This window comes from Nitrosomonas sp. Is24 (assembly GCF_033063335.1).
In the GTDB taxonomy this organism is placed as follows: Bacteria; Pseudomonadota; Gammaproteobacteria; order Burkholderiales; family Nitrosomonadaceae; genus Nitrosomonas.
In genome coordinates this window covers 1,059,183-1,077,500 of the sequence record NZ_JAWJZG010000001.1, presented here as the reverse complement: position 1 = coordinate 1,077,500, position 18,318 = coordinate 1,059,183, and the positions used below count along the sequence as shown (strand labels likewise).

Sequence of the window (18,318 nt, the reverse complement as noted above, 5' to 3'; positions counted from 1 at the left end):
GTATAAGCGGTGAGCGGGCATATCATGCTTTTCAATCCATTTATACACGTTGTCTTGGCTAACACCAAGGCGCTTGCAAATTTCATATAGAGACAACCGGAAATCATCTATTTTTGTCATTTTCTTAAATTCTTCGTGGACGATTAGGTTATAAGCCACAGCACTCGTCAGAGGCAATACGGGAGAGATTATATGCTTGTAAGCGCCGTATGTAATACGCATATCATTTGTGCCTTTATCAATTTTACAAAAGATTGATATGAGACCGTTTCTCATAAAGAAGAGCAAAAGGTTGATTATTCTAATGATTGTCCATAAGTTCAGTTTGTTTTTGTTAGAAAAGAGGATGTCACCACCACATGTGGTGCGCTTGTAACGATAAAAACAGGAGGGGTCTTGTCCCCTCAAAGTCAAGAAAAATGACGGTTTCCATTCGGCGCTTCGCTTGAATAGACCCTCCGCAATTTTTCTGGACTTTTTCACCACCGCCTTAGTCGCCCTAGTCGGCAGGGGTTATGAGCCAGGCAAAGCGCTTTGCTCAGAACCCCAATACCGAATTTAAGGAGAAACGACTATGAATACCGAAATCAGAATTTATGTTGCAGATTTGGCCGCATACAACAATGGTAAGCTTCACGGCGTTTGGATTGATGCCTGCGACGAATTGGAAGAAATTCAAGAGCAAATTAATAAAATGCTTGCGAGTAGCCCCGAAGGGTTCGCGGAAGAATATGCAATTCATGACTATGAAGGATTCGCCGGTTATGCCTTGGGTGAATATGAAGGCATAGAGGCTGCGCACGAAATCGCTTGTTTTATAGATGAATATCCAGATTTTGGCGGTGAACTATTAAACAACTTCGGCGGAGATTTGGACGAGGCCAGAAAAGCCGCAGAAGAAAATTATTGCGGCTGTTATAAATCGCTGGCCGATTATGCCGAGGAATTGACAGAGGAAACGACGCAAATTCCTGAAAACCTTTCTTACTATATCGATTATGAAAGAATGGGCCGCGATATGGAATTGAACGGCGATGTGTTCACCATAGAAACAGGATATGAAGAAGTTCATATTTTCTGGAACCACTAAGGCAAATTATGCGCTGCTGGCTGAAACCGGCAGCGCTTTTTTCTTGAGGCGAAAAAATCGCGCCGCCGAAACCTTGCAGTTTTCGGCGGCGATTACCTGCCAGCTTTGGCAGGTAGGTGTTAAAGAGACCGACAAGTCGTCGGTTCAGCTTGAAAGAGTGTGCTGCGCACTTAGTTTTTCTGAATTTTGCCGCACAGAGTGCGGTATGTTTCCTGAAAAGCGCTGACAAACTCTGAAATATGATTATTTTTCGGCAATTTCCTGAAAAATAATTACAAACCATGAAGTTCGATGATTCTGAATATTTGTGGGGAAAGCGCTGGCCTTTCTGTCTGGAAGGGATGAGTTTGAGGGCTCATGCTATTAGGGTGCAGACTCATTAAATCCACCATATGACAGAAGCGGCGAGACAGATGGCGGAGAGGAAGTTTTGTACATTACGATCAAATCGGGTTGCGATGCGCCGATAATCTTTCAGCCTGCAAAACATACGTTCGATGATATTACGCTGTTTGTAGAGGGTTTTATCATAGGTATAGGGCGATTTTCGGTTTGATCGTGAGGGGATGATGGCCTGGGTGCCGCGATCATTCAGCCAGTCGCGTAAATCTTTGCTGTCATAGCCTTTATCAGCAAGAACCTCTTGTGAGGGCGGCATCGCATCAAGGCAGGGCTTTGCAACCTTACAATCATGAACATTTCCGGCAGTCAGGAAAATAACGCAAGGTCTGCCCAATCCATCCGTCACCGCATGGATTTTTGTATTCGGCCCACCCTTGCTGCGACCAATGGCATGGGCCAAGGCCCCCCTTTTGCGCCGCGAGCGCAACGGTGAACTTTGATGCTGGAGCTATCAATCATCAAACGATCCGGTATCCCCTCAACACCGGAAAGATTAGAGAAAATATTCTGCCATATGCCGCGCTCAGACCAGCGAACAAAGCGATTGTACAGGGTTTTCTTTGGGCCGTAATCCGCAGGCGCATCACTCCAACGGCCACCGGATTTCAACACATGAACTATGCCGCTCATGACGCGGCGATCATCAACGCGTTTCATGCCGCGTGTATTCTTAGGCAATAACGGCGCAATCCGCGACCATTGCGCATCTGTAAACCAGAATAAATCAGACATCGCCAATCCTCCTCTTTGAAAGATTGAATCATCTTTTAACAATTTGGGGAATCCTGAAAATTAATGGGTCTGGACCCTAGTAGACTGTTATGAGAAGAACAATATCCCCCATTAGTTAGCATCTTTCGCACTAGAATGATCTTTATATAGGTCATTAAACTATCTTATGATCTATATAAAGATCAAAGTTTTCTTGACATAGAACTCAATAGCTATTATGGTGGTTCACAGAATGATCATAAAAGCGTTTTATGATCTATATATGAACCAAAATAAAGCGATGCCAAAATCAATTACACGAACTTACTCGCGTTATAGTCGTGAAGCGTCTCTCCTCCTTGGAGAGTTGATTCGCGTTGCGCGAAAAGAACGAAAACTTACCGCTCAAGAGGTTGCAGATCGCGCCGGTATTTCTAGAGGGTTGCTACAACGTATCGAGAAAGGCGATCTTAAATGCGAGATCGGAGCTGTATTCGAAGTGGCGATCATCGTCGGTGTAAAGCTGTTTGATGCCGATGAAACTACGCTGACCAGGCACATCCGCCAAACTGAAGATAAGCTGTCGTTATTACCAAAATCCGTGCGCAAAAAATCCAAGGCGGTGCATGATGATTTCTAGTCATGACAAAGAGGCTTATGTCTGGATATGGTTGCCGGATGAAACTGAACCTGTCGTTGCAGGAAGGCTCGAAGCTGATAACGGCAATATCTTATTTAACTATGGTAAGAGCTACCTTGAGCGTGCTCATGACAAAAAACCAGCCATTGCAATTTACGAGCCGGAATTGCCTTTAAAAGCAGGAGTATTGCCCCTACACGAAGGCTTGACCATGCCTGGCTGTATCCGGGATGCAGCACCCGATGCGTGGGGACGACGCGTCATTATCAACAAAAAATTGGGACGCAAGGGTGTAAGCACGGATACAGGCGAGCTGGATGAATTGACCTATTTATTGGAATCTGGCTCTGATCGTATCGGTGCGCTCGATTTTCAGCGCTCGCCAACCGAGTATATACCGCGCTCAGCAAACAATGTGAGCATGGAAGAGCTTATTGAATCTGTTGAACGGGTTGAAAAGGGCGTTCCGCTTACACCTGAATTGGATCAGGCGCTCTTCCATGGCAGTTCCATTGGCGGAGCACGTCCAAAGGCATTAATCCAGGATCAAGGCCAAAAATATGTCGCCAAGTTTTCTTCCAGCGCTGACTTGTATAGCGTTGTCAAAGCTGAATTTGTTGCTATGCGGCTCGCTGCGCTATCTGGGTTGAATGTTGCGCCTGTAAAGCTCATCAAGGCTGCCAATAAAGATGTGCTTTTGATAGAGCGCTTTGACCGCAAACAGAAAGATCAAGGCTGGTCGCGTAAAGCAATGGTCTCTGCGCTGACACTGCTTGGTCTTGATGACATGATGGCTCGTTACGCAAGCTATGAAACATTTGCAGAAATTATCCGCCATCGTTTTACTGATCCGAAAGCGACACTTGAAGAAGTATTTTCACGGCTCGTCTTTAACATTCTTTGTGGTAACACGGATGATCATGCACGAAATCATGCCGCATTCTGGAATGGCAAAGAACTGACCCTTACACCGGCTTATGATATCTGTCCGCAAGGCCGCACTGGTAATGAAGCCTCACAGGCTATGCTCATATCCGGCAATAATAATCTTAGCCAGTTAAAATCCTGCCTTGAGACCGCTCATAACTTTCTGCTTTCCGAAGTACAAGCACGCGCCATTTTTGAAAAGATGATTTCTGCAATTAAACGGCATTGGGATGGCGTGTGTGAAGAAGCTGAACTCAGCGAGGTAGACAAGAAATTGCTATGGAGCAGACAGTTTTTGAACCCTTTCTCAACAGAATGATTTTCTAAAAAAGTCGCGGAAACCTTGGTGGTTTCAGGCGAACGTTCAGTTTGTGAATTGATGGGGCGCTTTCTACCCCGATAACAAGCCCATTAAGAAATCAAAATGAGTTTTGCGAATTTGTTTATAACGTCCGCCCAGGATGTCATAAATTTTGTTCTCATTAAGATTACCGGGGCAATCGCTTGCGTGTCGTACCAATATGCGGGGATTGAGGTGCAAGCGATTGCGCAAATCGGCTAAATCGGAGAGGTGTTGCGGCGTAAGTCTGATCCATTCCATCGGAGGAAGCATGCGCCAAGCGTTCAAGACAAAGTGAACATGTTCTTCCGGCGCTTTGTTACGGACACCAGCCAACCAATGATCGATTGCGCTGGGCTTGATTGCGCCATTCAGTGATCCTGCAATATTGAGAAGAGCTATTGCGCCGATGCCCGTTCGTTCATGTTCAAGTTGAAGCGCCCTTCGAATTTCGGGAGTAATCTTCATCCATTTCGGCATCTCCGACCAACGCTTGATCACATAATTCCAATGATCAGATCGTGCCGTTCTCGTCTTGCCACTGAGCCAGCGATTGACCATCGCGGCATCAAGACCTTTTGGGCGGTCATTTGCACCACGTAACATGGATGAAGCGCCAGCACCGCTTGAGCTTTTCAAGTCCTGAAGATACTGTTGCAGTTCATCAGATATTGTGACCGATTCTATATCCATGCCCTGCCAATTTTAAATCCTGCTCCTCTGAAGAATATTCTCGCAATCGCTGGATTCATGCAAGAAACATAAGCAGATGCGGCGAATAGCCATCATAATATCCGCATAAGATGCGGTTATTGCAGTTGCAAAATGCGGAGAATATGGCGCATAATCTCCGCATGAGGTGCGTAGAATGAATCGCTATATCCATGAATTGCCTGAATGGCCTGATTTCTGCTGGGATCATAAAAAATTGTCCGGTTTGCTGGCGTCTGTGCGTCACCGGCAGGGACGTCTGATTGGCAGGATGGAAGCTTTGGGATTTCCCTTACAAGCGGAAGCCACGCTCCAGACCCTGACGCTCGATGTGCTGAAATCTTCCGAAATTGAAGGCGAAATTCTGGATCATGACCAGGTTCGCTCATCTATTGCCCGGCGGCTAGGGTTGGACATTGGCGCGTTAGCACCCACTGACCGCCATATTGATGGCATTGTCGATATGATGCTGGATGCGACGCAAAATTACGCGCAACCACTTAGCACTGAGCGTCTGTTTGGGTGGCATGCAGCCTTGTTCCCGACTGGTTATAGTGGCATGCATAAAATCATCATCGGGCAATGGCGCGATGATTCAAGCGGGCCGATGCAGGTGGTATCCGGCGCTCTTGGAAAAGAGCGGATACATTTTGAAGCTCCTGCCGCCAAGCGCCTTAAAAAAGAAACCGATATGTTCCTGAAGTGGCTTAATGGCAAGGACGATACGGATGCCGTTCTCAAGGCAGGCATTGCCCACCTGTGGTTTGTCACGCTTCATCCTTTCGAGGATGGCAACGGACGTATCGCACGTGCGATTGCCGATATGGCATTGGCACGATCAGAACAAAGCTCGCAACGCTTTTACAGCATGTCGGCACAAATCCGGCAGGAACGAAAAGCCTATTACGATATGCTGGAAAAAACTCAAAAAGGTGACCTCGATATCACACCCTGGCTGGAATGGTTTTTAAATTGCCTTGACCGTGCAATCAGCAGCACGGAAGAAACGCTGGGCAGCGTGCTCCACAAAGCCCGGTTTTGGCAGAGTCATAAGGATGTGCCATTCAATGATCGCCAGCGCTTGATGCTGAACAAGGTGCTGGGTGGGTTTGAAGGCAAACTTACATCCTCAAAATGGGCGAAGATGGCCAAATGTTCTCAGGATACGGCCCTGCGGGATATTCTTGATCTGATGGAACGCGGCATTCTGATTAAAGATGTCGGTGGCGGGCGCAGCACCAGTTATTCCCTAAACGGAATACCAGAAACCCAATAACGGAATGAATTCGGGATATTGGAATTGCTGGTCTTACCATAAATTTCATAGCCGCTGAAATATCTCGAATTTATATAAAACTTTATTCAAATTTTAACTATTTACATATTTACCTTTTCTTCACGATAATCTCCTACACTCGAACTGGATCAGGATTGGTGCGCGGCAACAATATAAAAGCGCATAACAAAATAATTCAACCTGACCAAACAGGGGATTGAAGCAGGGGCCGGTCACCCCCTCCACACGGGGAGAGACTGGTTTCTGGAACACATAAAGGGGGAACGGCCATGGCTTTCGGGCCGGGGACGACGACAGGGACGGATTTGACGCAGAAAGGCAGCCTCAAGGCGCAATGGCCGGAGGCCGCCGTTTTGGAGAACCTGAAAGGCCTTGATGCCGATGCCGAGGCGCGGCCCGTTATCAATGCGGATGCCGCCGTTTTTGATCTTGCGAACAGCGATGGAAATCTTCTGCGGCATAATTTCGCGGCGGCTGTGCAGGATGGAACGCTCGGCGCAAATCAGGTCAGCGTGCAGCTTGGGTCAGTGGCTGATACAGTGCGGGCTATGGCTGAGAAAGAAAAGGAAGAACGACGCAAGCAGGATGAAAACCTGCGGTTTATTAGAATGCTACAGGATATTCAGGATCGCCTGCGTGGGATCGAGGATGGCCTGGCAGCGAAATACGGCAAAAACTTCGCTGAAGATTTGGCCAGACGCTATCTGGAGGAAGAGGAGGCAGAGCGACTTCTGGCTATTGAAAATGAAGAAGAGCGCAGGCATCAGATCGCTCTTGCCATTAAACGTCGCATAGAAAATGGTGAAATTCATGTGTCGGAGCTTGATGAAGAACCGCGTGTTGAGGAATGGTTAAAGTTAAACAAAGAAAAAGCTGATGTTTTAAAATCGCAAGCGCGGGAAGCGATCGCTGACGTGAAGGCCGGGGAGAAAATTGAAGTTAGCGAAAAAGTTGCATATAAAGCAAAGGATTTGGTTAAAGAAGATGGTTTGGCAAGTACTTTTCTAGAGGCTTCCACAAACTCTGTTCGGGAATCCAACTCGAAGGATTCAAGCCTAGGAGAGCTATTTGCTACAAGTGATAGTTCTCAACCAAAGCCCAGCACTAAACCTTTTGGTTAACGTTGTAACGTGGCCTGTGGTGCAGAAGCCAAGGTTTCTTTTTTCGTCATGAAAGTTAGCCACGCTTCTGCCGCAACGGTTTCAGCTTTGTCAAGGCCTTCTCTATAGCTCATGGCATTGGACCAAGGTTCTCCGTCAATAAAATACATCATTGAAGTTCCAGCATTAGGATTTGGATTTCTTTCTACGAAATATTCAGCGGGTGCTTTAAAGCTCTCAACTTTCGCTTTCGCTAGCTCCCCTACTTGCTGGAGTGTCACATGGGATGGGACATCACCGCCAACCGTAATAGCTATGCCAACTACCTTGCGCCCTTTAGAATAATCGCCTGCGCGACTGAGAAAATTATCGCCGCGTGCCTTATTGGCAGCAAATTGCACAGATTGGGCGATTTCTACAGGCTGCTGCGCCTGTGCGTCGTTGGCGGCGGCGAAGGGCATGGCTACCATGGCGAGTGCGAGCAAGCCTGCTTTTGCGCTTTTGCTAAAACTGCTGTTCACATCCGGCGCGGCCATGACGAAAATCCCCTTCAAAAATCATTAGTGCTACGATACGTATCATTAAACAAGAAAAGAATCAAGTTTCTCGAAGCAGGATTTTCTATAGTCTTGAAAGATTGAGTCTTTTAAGGGATTTTTTGTGAAATATCGTTAAATTTCGACGCGGAAAGATGGTAAAAAAGATGCGTGTCAAGATTTATGGCGTTTTGTGCATTAAAAATATATTCGATACGGTATTTCGATACGATTGTGGCGCATCAGGCGTTGCGCCAGTTCCAGTGATCCAGAACTCATCTGCATCTTCTGCGCCAGCCATTTTAATTGTCTATTTGGCTAACTTGGGGAAGTCGTGCAGGAGTTTTGTGGATTTACAGCTGACAAAAAATCAGCCCGCAATTTCTTTTTGAGGTTTGTGAAGAGCGCCTTTTCCAGCTCGTGAATGTCCTCATGGCACTTACCGTGGACAGGGAAAATTTTCTTTATGCACCCCTGATAATATTCTGGATTTTCTGCTTTGCAGCGTCGGCAATCGGGAACCAGCGGAAATTCGCCATCTTTGGCTTGCCTGTAAATGTCATCAGAATCTGGGGGTAGAAGTTTTCCGATGCAGAGTCGCAGATAACAATGATGATGCTTTTCAATTTTGGAAGATACGGCAGCGTTTTCGCCATTGAAGTGACGATCACAGGCCAGGCATTTTGGCCCTCGCTTAATTATCTCTTCATGAAAAAATCGGTTTCTGAGTACGCCTTCAGCAAACAGCTTCCAGAGTGTTTCATGTTCTTGAAAAATGGGCAGGACATGACGTTTTCGCACTTTGGGAACAAGAAATAGAGGAATAAACTTTTTTCTTTTTGATTTTTTCACAATGTTTTCTCCCTACTCAGATAAAATCTCTTTTTAAAGCTTGAATGTTGGCTTAAATTTCAGGATCATAATCCGTCGTTTCCTTATCTTTGATTGTCCTCTGTATTCTGATTTTTTCTTGTTCGTAGAGCTTCCTGATTTCATCTTGGCGATCAATATTTTTGTAATGTTTGTTCATACCGGCAAAAAGATCAGCTCGTTCTTTAACTTGCTTCTGGCGTAAATCCTTGAATTGTGATTGGAGCCTCCTGCGCTCGGTGAGCTGCTTCGTGATCAGGGTTTCTTTTTCTTCCTTATCTCGCAGAAACGCTTTTTGAGTTTCTTTTTCGTTCTTGGTGCAGGTTCTCTGATATGCGCCGGTTAATCTGTCCCAAAGGCCTTGAAAGCCCTTTCGTAATCTGGCAGCGCGTTCTTGTTCTTCAGCCTGCCAGCGGTTTTCGTGCGTAAATTTTTGATCTTGGCGAGCCTTGCGATGTTGCTGCGTCATCGCCTGCTTTGCGTGAAAGAGCGGTTGTAGCTCTTGTTTGTGCTTGAGATTCAATTCATCGCTGTAGCCCTTGAATTGTTGGGTCAATCGGCCAGAGATCGTGTTTTTAGCTTCTTCAATTGAAGGTAAATGCTGAGCATCGCCCAGCTTCTTTGTGAGGTCAGTTTTTTTGACGCCGATCTGGCGAGATAATGAATAGACTTCGCCATAAAGGTCTACTGCGACATATCCGCGTTTATCTCCCCTTGCCAGGTAATAGCCTCTATCTTGCAAGGCGTGCTCAAAAGCTTTACGGCTATCGGAGATGCCCCAGCTTTCTTGTAAGGCAGCTTTGATAATTTTGGGATTCTGATTGGTGCGCAGGGCCTGCTGCCATTCCTGCCGTGTGTAATTGAGGGGATTTTTCTGATTTTTATCGATGAACCCCTTGGGCATATCCCAGTGGTTTTCAAGGTAAAGCTGCTTGGAAACATCCATCAGCTTGTTTTTATAGTGAGATAAATGGACGGCCTTCATTTCGTCGGTCTTAATGCGCGACCAAACGCAATGGGCATGGCGTCTGCCTTCCTTCTCATGAAAAACTACAACGCGAGGTTGATTCTCCAGACCTAATTTATTTTCAATCCGGCCCAGTGCATCTTCAAATTTGTCTATGGGTACATTTTCGGTCTCAGGTGGGTTGAGGCTCACTGAGAACAAGAATTTGGTGCAGCGCGTCCCTCGGCTCATAGCATAAGCTTCATGGAGAGCGCCATTAACATCATCGGCCATGAAGCCGCGAATTTCGTGCAGCTCCACATGCTCATTTTCTTCTGTTTTGTTGAGGTGGGCGGCTAGCTGCCGCGAACCACCTCGTTGCGATCCCTTTAAGATCATCTTAGTCAGCTTTCAAACCGAGGGCCTGAATCAATTGGCGTCGAATCCAGATGACGGAATAACAGGCCTCATGGAGTTGCTTCTCTGTGTCGGGCGTAACAGGTAGCGAGCCGGTGTTGGCGGCTTTCGCCAGCTGATTAATATTATTGGGAATTCTGGACTGCCCCAACATTCCCAAAATTTGTGAAAGAGCCTGTTCGTCTTTGACGGGGAAACGCCCTTTGGTTCTGTGAACCGGAGCGTTTCCGTCAAATATGCGTGAGCGTATATATTCGGCCAGAGAAGTGCCCTGGGCCAGCTGATCTAATTTTTGCCGCTCTTCTTTGGTTAAGCGAATTGAGAATGGGGGGAGGGGTTTTCTCCCATTAAATTTATCCTTAATGCTTGCCATTTTACACACCATCTAAAAATGGCCGTCAGAACACAATTAAAGCAAAAACCTCCTATTTTCTGTAGGTTATATGGTAATATTTCGTTCTGAGAGGCCGATTGCGGAAAATAGCAGGTTAAGATGGTTGTGCACTCCCGCAACCATTTTGTCCTTGCGAAGGGATGTATTATGTCCAAGGGCAAGGTCAGAGCGAGCCCCCGCAACCAAACAAATCAAGCACTTAAGAAATGTATATTCTAAGTGCTTTTTTGTTTTTATAAGTACTGACTGTGAAAGCTGATACAAGCATCTATGCCTTGTATACATAGCAAACAAACGCACCGCTTCCTGTTGCGCCCTAGTCAAAAAATACTACCGTACTTTCACTTATTAAGTGAGCATTGATTTTACTTAGGACAAGAATTCTAATAAATCAGGAGGAGTGATCTATTGTTTTCGATTGCTCCTGCGGTTATTGTTAGCACCAGCAGGAAGACGTGTTGATTGCTAGATGGATAAAAGTGACACAAGACCTGATTTAAGAATTTTTTGGAGGTAGTAAAAATGATGTTAAGAAAACTGGCAATGTCCATTATCACAGCGGGCGCTCTTGTTATCGGAAGCGGTGCCCAAGCAGCAACTTATCATTTTGGGCACCTGCTATCCGGCGGCGGCCCCACAACAGCGCACCTTGCAGATTTGGATATCAATGATCTGGGTGGCGGACACTGGTCATTCTTTCTTCACAATATTAATTTAAGCGCATTTGGCTCTGGTGCATTTGTCGGTGCAATGGCTGTAGATGGTTTAACACCTAGCTCTGTAACAGTCGTACCCGGCGGTGGCGTGAGTACTGTTAGCAAAAACCCCGGTGGCGGCCCCGGCGGCAGCTTTGATTTTAGATATGATTTTGGCCGTGGAAGCGATAAGCTTAAAACTGGCGAAACAGTTTCATGGGATGCTTTTGGATTAGGCAGCTCGCATCTCCCGATTAACGGAGAGTTGGCTTTACATGTGCAAGGCACAAGCTTCTCGCCAAATTCTGCATGGTACGTCTCGCCCGTTCCAGAACCAGAAACCTACGCTATGTTGCTGGTTGGTTTAGGCCTGCTAGGATTCTCGGCACGCCGTAGAAAATAATTGGTAAGGTAGTTATTTTGATTTAATTCAAAACGGGAGCTTAAGCTCCCGTTTTGTTTCCTATGTACTTTCAGTTGAATCAGTAAACACATATCCACAGTCCACCGCTCAATCCGATCAAACCAGAAAAGCGGTTTGCTAAATCGTGTGCGCAAAAATCCGGATACGTGTTGTGGTGCTTCTTCCCAAAACTGAAACGAACGATCTGCGTTAGTTAAAAATCACCGGCCCATCCGCCAACCGTGATATTCCGATTCTTTTGAGAAATCATCCCAGACAAACAGCGGATCCGGAATCGGATAAGTGGGTAACCAGAAAGTCACAAGATCCAATGCGCCATTGCCTGTCCTGCCAACCGTATGAAAAACGCCCCATAACAATCCTTCAGTAATACCAATCAACGCATTTTGATCTCTTTGGTTCCATAAAGAGATATTTTTCGGCAACTCCATCCAACCGGTAGCCACATTAGCAACACCGCTTAGAATCTTCGTGCCAGCCCTGTTAAAATAAACGTCGGCAGTTATTGTTTCACGCGCATGCGCTTGAAACGAAAAAAGTAATGATAGAACAACAAGCAAGGTAAATCTGGATATTATGTATATCATTAAAAATATTCCTTTGAAATTTTTAAACTATCATACTGTTAATTATTCAATTTAAAAAGACTTCAACATTAGTCGTCATATAATAAAAAAACGCTCCTTATTTCACTATGAAACCTAAAATTGCCAATCTGTCACTTGATCCAGTTATGGATAATTTTCTTTATGAATAAGAGATTCGCTATTACAGTGATTGCAACAGTCCTAATACTGAGTGGATGTAGCGCGGTAAGAGACAATCGCATCCAGCAGGAAGTTTTAGCAGACAACAATCTGCCGGAAGAAATTCGCAGAGCGATCAATCTTAAGGAGCTCGCCGTAGGCATGACGCAGGAGCAAGTGATTGCTTCCTGGGGATCTCCTTGCAAGTGGTGTTATAGAACCCGCAAAAGCTCGAGCGGAGATACCTGGGAATACCATATTCCCGGAGCGGACTCCATCATTGTCGGATCCGACTTCATTGGCATTGGAACCGGAACTTATTTGTACTTTGATAAGGATAGAATACTCAGATACTGGTCCAATCAGTAAATTTCCTAAGGAAGCGCTGATTAATTGACTGCACGAACGAATTGCTTCGTTGCGCGGTACTCACTCCTCGCCTATCAGATTGATATGTCTCGGTTGTTGCGTTCCGTGCGCCTCGCCCTTCATCACGTTCGTTGAATTAATCAACGCTTCCCCAAGCTACGGATACATAATCACCTTACAGCGGCGATAATAATTGTGTCTCCTGGATTAAGAAAAAAGACTTGATGGGCGATTTAATCCGCTACGCTCTGTCATTTAATCCTAAACGCTCCATCCGGTAACGCAGCGAACGGACCGTAATCCCCAGAATCTTGGCCGCTTTGGTGCGGTTGTACCGGTTTTCATTTAATGCCTTGACGATGGAATCTCTCTCCAGCCTATCGAGAAAATCCTGCAGCGGCAGATTCTGTTCCAGATCGGCAGGAAGCTTGATCATGGCAATTTGCGGAGTCTCTTTTGCTTTATGCGGCAACTGCAAATCTTCTTTTCCGATTTCCGTGTCAAAACACAGTGCAAGTGTCCGCTCCAGTATATTTTCCAGCTCGCGCACATTGCCCGGATAATCGTAGCTCTTGAGCAGTGCCAGCGCGTCTTTCTTCAGACTACAATCTGACCGCCCCGCTTCCCGGCATAGCTTGGCCAGCACGGCTTCTGCGATCAGCGGAATATCTTCGCGCATTTCGCGTAGCGCCGGCATATTCAATTCGATCACATTCAGCCGGTAGTACAAATCCTGGCGGAATTGCCCGGTCTCGACGCACAGGTTGAGTTTTTTATGTGTGGCGCTAATGATGCGCACATCGACACTTTTTTCTTGTGTCTCACCGATTCTCCTGACTTGTTTTTCCTGTATCACCCTGAGCAGTTTGACCTGCATCGTCAATGGCAAATCGGCGACTTCATCCAAAAACAGAGTACCGCCATTCGCTGCCAGAAAAAAACCGTCATGATCTTTTTCCGCACCGGTAAAGGCGCCCTTCTTATACCCGAAAAACTCGCTTTCCATCAAATTCTCCGGGATCGCACCGCAATTGACGGCGACAAAAGGCTGTGTGTGACGCGCGCTCCTCTCATGAATCATTCTGGCTGCAAGTTCCTTTCCGCTACCTGATTCACCGCTGATGTAAACCGCAGCCTGACTACGGGAAAGTTTATCAATCGTTGCACGCAGCTGAAGCATCGGCGCAGATTCGCCTAATAACACACGCTGACTGACTTGCACTGCCGATTCAGTCTGCATCGGCGGCAGGCTCAAAGCTGATTTGACCAGATCCCGCAATTGTTTTAATGAAACCGGTTTGGGTAAATAATCAAAGGCACCGGCTTTAAGCGCAGCCACGGCATTTTCCGTGGTGCCATGCGCAGTGATCACGGCGACCGGCAAATCCGCGCAATGCTGTGCAATATATTTAACCAGCTCCAGCCCATCTCCATCCGGCAAACGCATATCGGTCAAACATAACTGAAATTGCCGGGATTGCAGCAACTGCTTGGCGTCGCCAATACACTGCGCACTGGAAACATCCATTCCCATGCGAGCCAGCGTCAATTCAAGTAATTCGATAATATCGGGTTCATCATCCACAATCAGAATATGCGGAGAAGCGGTTTTTCTATGGGAATTGACGGATCGTTCGCTATCTACAGACATGATTGATTACTTTGGCAAATAATACGGAAATGTCCGCCGCTGGAACCTTCAATGTAATCCAGCGAGGCTTGATTGGTTTCGCACAATTCGCGCGCAATATATAAACCCAGACCGGTACCTCCGGCAGCCGTGGTAAAAAACGGCTCAAAAATCTGCTTCACCTGTTGCGGATCGATACCCGGACCATCATCCACGATATCCAGGCAGACATTATTTTCATTGGCCGTGGATAACTCGATGCGGACGCTAGCCGCCTGTTTGCAGCAGTGTCTCCACGCATTGCGGCATAAATTCCAGAGCACCTGATTCAAATGATCGCGATCAAAACTTACCCAGTGTTGGTTGGAATTTCTCAACACGAACACATTCCCGTCCATTTTTTCCGCATGACAAAATTCCTCAAGAAATTTTCGCATAAACTCATGCAAATCAATCAAATCAGGCTTTGCAATATTACGCCGGTTTAACTGCAGCACATCCTGGACGATCTTGTTTAAACGCCGGGTATTATCACAAATGATGCGTACAAGACGGGGATCTGTATTGCTCTCAAGCTGTTCTTCTTCCAACAATTCAGCCGCATGGTTGATAGCGGACAGCGGATTACGGATTTCATGGGCAATGTTAGCCGTCAGACGTCCTAAGGCGGCAAGTTTTAACTGCTGTAACTGCGCCTGTATGCGCCCCATATCCTCGAGGAAAATAACAACGCCGTTGCGGGAATCCGCTTGTATTGGAAGAAAACGCGTCCGCACCAGGGCGTTACTATGGGCTAGGCGCAGCAAATCGAAACTGATACTGCTATCACCCTGCCAGCTGGTAAAACGGCTGGCTAACTCGGGCATACAATCGGATAATTTGAGCCGTTCCGCTTTACCCGCAGATACATTCAGATCAAACAACCGTTCCGCGTAGGCATTGCGCTGCCGGATATAACCATATTGATCGACAACCAATACACCTTCCTGCAAGTCTTGAATAACCAATTGATTGACTTGCGCCATATTCGCCAGATCGATGCCGCGCTCTTTGGCCAGCTGTTCACTGGCCAAGGTATATTTGGCCAATCGATGCGCCAGCCAGGCAACGGCAAAATACGCCATACTCAATAAGCCTGCCTGCGAATATTGCGCAGCGTAATGATCAACCGTCCATAAGGAGTATGTTTCCTGCAGCAGCAAGCTGATCGTCGCAATAGAAGCAAAAAACAGCGCCAAGCGACCACGGCTGATAAGACCCGCTCCAGCCAACGATACCAGTAATAAAACACCCAAACCGCTATGTAAACCGCCACTGGCATAAAGCATCAGCGAGAAAAACACGATATCGCTGATGACCTGGATCGCCAGTTGCCGGTTAAAACCAGGAAAACGCAACCTGATCAGCAGCATGAACAAGCCGCTGAAAAGCACATGGCCAATGCCGGCATATAAAAACAGCTGATAGTGATAAGAACCAAGGTTCGCGAATCCGGATTGCCATGAGACAATCAATAGACCACTGCCGATCACAAAGCGGAAGCAATTGAAATAATAGAGAGAACGCCAGTATTGACCAGTATAATCAGCCGCCGTTGTGCCTGATTCTAGCGGCCAAGATAATGAATGTTTATGGGGTGAGAGGTATCGTGAAGTTGACACAAAAATCGGCTCAAGTTGAAGATTTTATATACAAGTCACAATGCTCGTGACTACAAAAATATTTAGTATGACTATGGATAGCTTCACTTTTCGGCAGATAAACACCGCATTGCGCGCAATTCACCATATCCTCAACAGATTCCGGTGAAGCTTCATGCTTTTCCTGCTTGGGGCGGCGGCTTCTGATTATCCAATAAATCAGCAGTGCGATCAGTACGTAAAAAATTAATTTACCCATATTGATTCTGATACTTCCTTTATGGCATCAATCTGATTTATTGAGTGTATTGCATTCGCATTGCCGCGCATCAATAACCTGCCAATCCGGATTTAATTGCCATAGCCGGATCAGCATAACAATTTTTTGCCGTGGCAAATGATCGATTAACCGGGGTTTTATTCCCTATCAATAGAATATGAAATATAAAATAATAATTTGATCAGATCAAAATAATTTTGATGGAAAAACGGATAAAACTCAGGAGTGGAAACACAAAAAAATGTTGCGTTGCATATACCGTAGTTGAAACAACCTTGATCGATAGAAGAGAAAAAACACTTCCTTCAAAATCCATAGGGTGATCACGAGTTAATCAGCACAACAATTTCTCATGTTTTTTAATGATTGCGGGTAATGGCGAAATCCGCCAATTGCATAAGGCATTTTTTGTTTTCCGAATCCGGCAAGGATGCTATCGCAGCGGTCGCGGTTACAATCTCAGCCTCGGCGCATTTCCGCGCATAATCCAGTGCTGCGGTTTTCTGGATCACATCAAGGACGGGCTGAAACCCCTCTTCCCCGCCATTTTCAATCGCCCTGCGGATAATGCCGGCTTGTTCCGGGGTACCCACACGCATGGCATAAATAAGCGGCAATGTCGGTTTTCCTTCGGCCAGATCGTCACCCAGATTCTTGCCGATATCTTGATTGTTGCCGGTATAGTCGAGCATGTCGTCAATAAGTTGAAATGCTGTGCCCAAATGCATACCGTAAATCGACATGGCATTTTCTTCTTCCGGCGTCGCACCACCGAGAATCGCGCCTAACCGGCTTGCTGCTTCAAACAATTTGGCGGTTTTATAACGAATGACTTGCAGATAGTTTTCTTCCGTCACTTGCGGATCGCGGCAATTGAGCAGCTGCAGGACTTCCCCTTCGGCAATCGTATTGGTAGCGTCCGCCAAGACCTGCATTACGCGCATGTTGTCGACTTCCACCATCATCTGGAATGCCCTGGAATAAAGAAAATCCCCTACCAGAACACTGGCGGCATTGCCAAACAATGCATTGGCGGTTTCTCTATTGCGCCGTAGTTCCGACTCATCGACCACATCATCATGCAGCAAAGTTGCGGTATGGATAAACTCGACAACCGCTGCGAGGTTGTAATGAAATTTACCCTTATACCCAAACGCGCCCGCCGATAAAATCACCAATGCAGGGCGTAGCCGCTTACCTCCGCTATCAATTATATATTCACTAACCTGGCGAATCAGAAGGACATGAGAATGCAATTTTGCGCGAATCACATCGTCAACGATGTTCATGTCTTGCGCGATGAAGCTTCTAATATTTTCGATTGACACAATAATACCTTGTAGAAAACGCTATGTTAGGAATGACGACGCCCAAGTGTCAAGCATAATGATAAATTGCATGAAATTTTCCACCACAATCAAAGGCTATTTATGTATAATTCGCGGTTCTGTAAAAGGGAAGCATGGAGTTAATTATGTATGCGGTCATAAAAACCGGCGGTAAACAGTATCGAATTCAAGTGGGTGAGAAACTGAAGGTGGAGCAACTGCAAGTGGAAAATGGCAGTGAGCTCGTTATCGATCAGGTATTGATGGTGGCTGATGGTGACAAAGTATCCGTGGGCACACCGCTTATCAGTGGCGCCAAAGTCAGTGCGACGGTTCTTGGTCAAGGCCGTCACGACAAAATTCGCATTTTCAAGATGCGCCGTCGCAAACACTACCAAAAGCATCAAGGTCACCGGCAGAATTATACTGAAATACAAATCACCGGTATTTCAGCTTAAGGCTTAAGGAGCAATAAATGGCACATAAGAAAGCGGGCGGAAGTTCTAGAAACGGACGCGATTCACACTCAAAACGGCTTGGTGTTAAACGCTACGGCGGTGAATTGATCTCAGCCGGATCGATTATCATCAGACAGCGCGGCACGCAGGTTCACCCGGGAGAGAATGTCGGCATCGGTAAAGATCATACTTTATTTGCCAAAGTGACGGGAACAGTGAATTTCAGTATCAAGGGTGCATTACGACGCAAAGTAGCAAGCGTAATACCTGCGTAAAAAACAAATACACCTGATTTACTTAAAAAGCCCTGTCGCAACCGATGGGGCTTTTTTGTTTGCAGGATGCCGTAAAAACAGCAAGGAATCAT

General features: G+C 46.2%; 22 protein-coding genes (1 of these 22 cut by a window edge). 10 read left to right on the top strand and 12 right to left on the bottom strand.

The features are described 5' to 3' along the window. A protein-coding gene (locus R2103_RS04795; RefSeq protein WP_317530375.1) for an excisionase family DNA-binding protein crosses the window boundary here: on the bottom strand, positions 1-483 show its 5' portion. It extends 3 nt beyond the left edge of the window; 483 of the gene's 486 nt are visible here — the first part of the coding sequence; the start codon lies at positions 481-483; the stop codon falls past the left edge of the window. Positions 484-574: 91 nt separating this feature from the next. Here R2103_RS04795 and R2103_RS04790 point away from each other — a divergent pair, with 91 nt between their 5' ends. Further along, complete coding sequence (locus R2103_RS04790) at positions 575-1,090, top strand: antirestriction protein ArdA (protein ID WP_317530374.1); 516 nt, start codon at positions 575-577, stop codon at positions 1,088-1,090. After that, a complete protein-coding gene (locus R2103_RS04785; RefSeq protein WP_317530373.1) occupies positions 1,059-1,316 on the top strand; it encodes a hypothetical protein in 258 nt (85 codons plus the stop codon). Before R2103_RS04790 ends, R2103_RS04785 begins: the two co-directional genes overlap by 32 nt. A gap of 153 nt (positions 1,317-1,469) precedes the next feature. Here R2103_RS04785 and R2103_RS04780 read toward each other — a convergent pair. Further along, positions 1,470-2,224, bottom strand: a protein-coding gene (locus R2103_RS04780; protein ID WP_411172643.1) for an IS5 family transposase whose coding sequence is annotated in 2 segments (ribosomal slippage) — positions 1,470-1,892 and positions 1,895-2,224 — 753 coding nt in all. Because the reading frame shifts where the segments join, the coding sequence is not laid out codon by codon here. Positions 2,225-2,456: 232 nt separating this feature from the next. Here R2103_RS04780 and R2103_RS04775 point away from each other — a divergent pair. Both R2103_RS04775 and R2103_RS04770 read left to right on the top strand, forming a co-directional pair. Continuing rightward, positions 2,457-2,843, top strand: a complete 387-nt coding sequence (locus R2103_RS04775; RefSeq protein ID WP_317530372.1) for a helix-turn-helix transcriptional regulator — start codon at positions 2,457-2,459, stop codon at positions 2,841-2,843. Then, on the top strand, positions 2,830-4,089 hold the full coding sequence (locus R2103_RS04770) for a type II toxin-antitoxin system HipA family toxin (RefSeq protein ID WP_317530371.1): 1,260 nt from the start codon (positions 2,830-2,832) through the stop codon (positions 4,087-4,089). The genes R2103_RS04775 and R2103_RS04770 overlap by 14 nt, the downstream gene beginning before the upstream one ends. Positions 4,090-4,161: 72 nt before the next feature. Here R2103_RS04770 and R2103_RS04765 read toward each other — a convergent pair whose 3' ends face one another. Then, on the bottom strand, positions 4,162-4,803 hold the full coding sequence (locus tag R2103_RS04765; protein ID WP_317530370.1) for a hypothetical protein: 642 nt from the start codon (positions 4,801-4,803) through the stop codon (positions 4,162-4,164). A gap of 175 nt (positions 4,804-4,978) precedes the next feature. On the opposite strand from R2103_RS04765, the gene R2103_RS04760 reads away from it, so the two are divergent. After that, complete coding sequence (locus R2103_RS04760) at positions 4,979-6,097, top strand: Fic family protein (RefSeq protein WP_317530369.1); 1,119 nt, start codon at positions 4,979-4,981, stop codon at positions 6,095-6,097. A gap of 290 nt (positions 6,098-6,387) precedes the next feature. Further along, entirely contained in the window at positions 6,388-7,239 is an 852-nt protein-coding gene (locus tag R2103_RS04755; protein WP_317530368.1) for a hypothetical protein, read from the top strand. Here R2103_RS04755 and R2103_RS04750 read toward each other — a convergent pair. The 4 genes from R2103_RS04750 to R2103_RS04735 form a co-directional block, all read right to left on the bottom strand. Next, positions 7,236-7,754 carry a hypothetical protein gene (locus R2103_RS04750; RefSeq protein ID WP_317530367.1) on the bottom strand — a complete coding sequence of 173 codons (519 nt, stop codon included), beginning with the start codon at positions 7,752-7,754 and terminating at the stop codon, positions 7,236-7,238. The two genes, R2103_RS04755 and R2103_RS04750, sit on opposite strands and share 4 nt — an antisense overlap. A 318-nt stretch (positions 7,755-8,072) precedes the next feature. Further along, the gene (locus R2103_RS04745; protein ID WP_317530366.1) at positions 8,073-8,606 is read right to left on the bottom strand and encodes a hypothetical protein; all 534 of its coding nucleotides are present in this window, start codon (positions 8,604-8,606) and stop codon (positions 8,073-8,075) included. Between the two features lie 52 nt (positions 8,607-8,658). Next, complete coding sequence (locus tag R2103_RS04740) at positions 8,659-9,969, bottom strand: relaxase/mobilization nuclease domain-containing protein (RefSeq protein WP_292925099.1); 1,311 nt, start codon at positions 9,967-9,969, stop codon at positions 8,659-8,661. Position 9,970: 1 nt separating this feature from the next. Next, positions 9,971-10,360 carry a plasmid mobilization protein gene (locus R2103_RS04735; RefSeq protein WP_292925100.1) on the bottom strand — a complete coding sequence of 130 codons (390 nt, stop codon included), beginning with the start codon at positions 10,358-10,360 and terminating at the stop codon, positions 9,971-9,973. 543 nt (positions 10,361-10,903) lie between these two features. Here R2103_RS04735 and R2103_RS04730 point away from each other — a divergent pair. Next, positions 10,904-11,479 carry an FxDxF family PEP-CTERM protein gene (locus R2103_RS04730; protein ID WP_317530365.1) on the top strand — a complete coding sequence of 192 codons (576 nt, stop codon included), beginning with the start codon at positions 10,904-10,906 and terminating at the stop codon, positions 11,477-11,479. 221 nt (positions 11,480-11,700) lie between these two features. On the opposite strand, the gene R2103_RS04725 is transcribed toward R2103_RS04730, so the two are convergent. Then, entirely contained in the window at positions 11,701-12,087 is a 387-nt protein-coding gene (locus R2103_RS04725; RefSeq protein ID WP_317530364.1) for an exosortase system-associated protein, TIGR04073 family, read from the bottom strand. 162 nt (positions 12,088-12,249) lie between these two features. Between R2103_RS04725 and R2103_RS04720 the strand changes: the two genes are divergently transcribed. Then, a complete protein-coding gene (locus R2103_RS04720) occupies positions 12,250-12,615 on the top strand; it encodes a hypothetical protein (protein ID WP_317530363.1) in 366 nt (121 codons plus the stop codon). Positions 12,616-12,856: 241 nt separating this feature from the next. On the opposite strand, the gene R2103_RS04715 is transcribed toward R2103_RS04720, so the two are convergent. The 4 genes from R2103_RS04715 to ispB form a co-directional block, all read right to left on the bottom strand. Then, positions 12,857-14,266: a sigma-54 dependent transcriptional regulator gene (locus R2103_RS04715; protein ID WP_317530362.1), complete on the bottom strand. Its 1,410-nt coding sequence runs from the start codon at positions 14,264-14,266 to the stop codon at positions 12,857-12,859. Then, the gene (locus R2103_RS04710) at positions 14,257-15,759 is read right to left on the bottom strand and encodes a two-component system sensor histidine kinase NtrB (RefSeq protein WP_317530361.1); all 1,503 of its coding nucleotides are present in this window, start codon (positions 15,757-15,759) and stop codon (positions 14,257-14,259) included. The genes R2103_RS04715 and R2103_RS04710 overlap by 10 nt, the downstream gene beginning before the upstream one ends. Positions 15,760-15,916: 157 nt before the next feature. After that, positions 15,917-16,144 carry a PP0621 family protein gene (locus tag R2103_RS04705; protein WP_132426674.1) on the bottom strand — a complete coding sequence of 76 codons (228 nt, stop codon included), beginning with the start codon at positions 16,142-16,144 and terminating at the stop codon, positions 15,917-15,919. 380 nt (positions 16,145-16,524) lie between these two features. Further along, positions 16,525-17,493: an octaprenyl diphosphate synthase gene (gene ispB / locus R2103_RS04700; RefSeq protein WP_317530360.1), complete on the bottom strand. Its 969-nt coding sequence runs from the start codon at positions 17,491-17,493 to the stop codon at positions 16,525-16,527. A 146-nt stretch (positions 17,494-17,639) separates the two neighbouring features. On the opposite strand from ispB, the gene rplU reads away from it, so the two are divergent. Then, a complete protein-coding gene (rplU, locus tag R2103_RS04695) occupies positions 17,640-17,951 on the top strand; it encodes a 50S ribosomal protein L21 (RefSeq protein WP_317530359.1) in 312 nt (103 codons plus the stop codon). Between the two features lie 17 nt (positions 17,952-17,968). After that, positions 17,969-18,226 (top strand): 50S ribosomal protein L27, encoded by a 258-nt coding sequence (gene rpmA / locus R2103_RS04690; protein ID WP_090320750.1) that lies wholly within the window; start codon positions 17,969-17,971, stop codon positions 18,224-18,226. The last annotated feature ends 92 nt before the right edge of the window (positions 18,227-18,318 follow it).

Coding starts and splice junctions, on each gene's coding strand:
- R2103_RS04755 (WP_317530368.1), top strand. CDS start 6,388: ATGGCTTTCGGGCCGGGGACGACGACAGGGACGGATTTGACGCAGAAA.
- R2103_RS04720 (WP_317530363.1), top strand. CDS start 12,250: ATGAATAAGAGATTCGCTATTACAGTGATTGCAACAGTCCTAATACTG.
- rpmA (WP_090320750.1), top strand. CDS start 17,969: ATGGCACATAAGAAAGCGGGCGGAAGTTCTAGAAACGGACGCGATTCA.
- R2103_RS04725 (WP_317530364.1), bottom strand. CDS start 12,087: ATGATATACATAATATCCAGATTTACCTTGCTTGTTGTTCTATCATTA.
- R2103_RS04775 (WP_317530372.1), top strand. CDS start 2,457: ATGATCATAAAAGCGTTTTATGATCTATATATGAACCAAAATAAAGCG.
- R2103_RS04750 (WP_317530367.1), bottom strand. CDS start 7,754: ATGGCCGCGCCGGATGTGAACAGCAGTTTTAGCAAAAGCGCAAAAGCA.
- R2103_RS04715 (WP_317530362.1), bottom strand. CDS start 14,266: ATGTCTGTAGATAGCGAACGATCCGTCAATTCCCATAGAAAAACCGCT.
- R2103_RS04760 (WP_317530369.1), top strand. CDS start 4,979: ATGAATCGCTATATCCATGAATTGCCTGAATGGCCTGATTTCTGCTGG.
- R2103_RS04765 (WP_317530370.1), bottom strand. CDS start 4,803: ATGGATATAGAATCGGTCACAATATCTGATGAACTGCAACAGTATCTT.
- R2103_RS04770 (WP_317530371.1), top strand. CDS start 2,830: ATGATGATTTCTAGTCATGACAAAGAGGCTTATGTCTGGATATGGTTG.
- R2103_RS04790 (WP_317530374.1), top strand. CDS start 575: ATGAATACCGAAATCAGAATTTATGTTGCAGATTTGGCCGCATACAAC.
- rplU (WP_317530359.1), top strand. CDS start 17,640: ATGTATGCGGTCATAAAAACCGGCGGTAAACAGTATCGAATTCAAGTG.
- R2103_RS04785 (WP_317530373.1), top strand. CDS start 1,059: ATGAAGAAGTTCATATTTTCTGGAACCACTAAGGCAAATTATGCGCTG.
- R2103_RS04705 (WP_132426674.1), bottom strand. CDS start 16,144: ATGGGTAAATTAATTTTTTACGTACTGATCGCACTGCTGATTTATTGG.
- R2103_RS04740 (WP_292925099.1), bottom strand. CDS start 9,969: ATGATCTTAAAGGGATCGCAACGAGGTGGTTCGCGGCAGCTAGCCGCC.
- R2103_RS04730 (WP_317530365.1), top strand. CDS start 10,904: ATGATGTTAAGAAAACTGGCAATGTCCATTATCACAGCGGGCGCTCTT.
- R2103_RS04735 (WP_292925100.1), bottom strand. CDS start 10,360: ATGGCAAGCATTAAGGATAAATTTAATGGGAGAAAACCCCTCCCCCCA.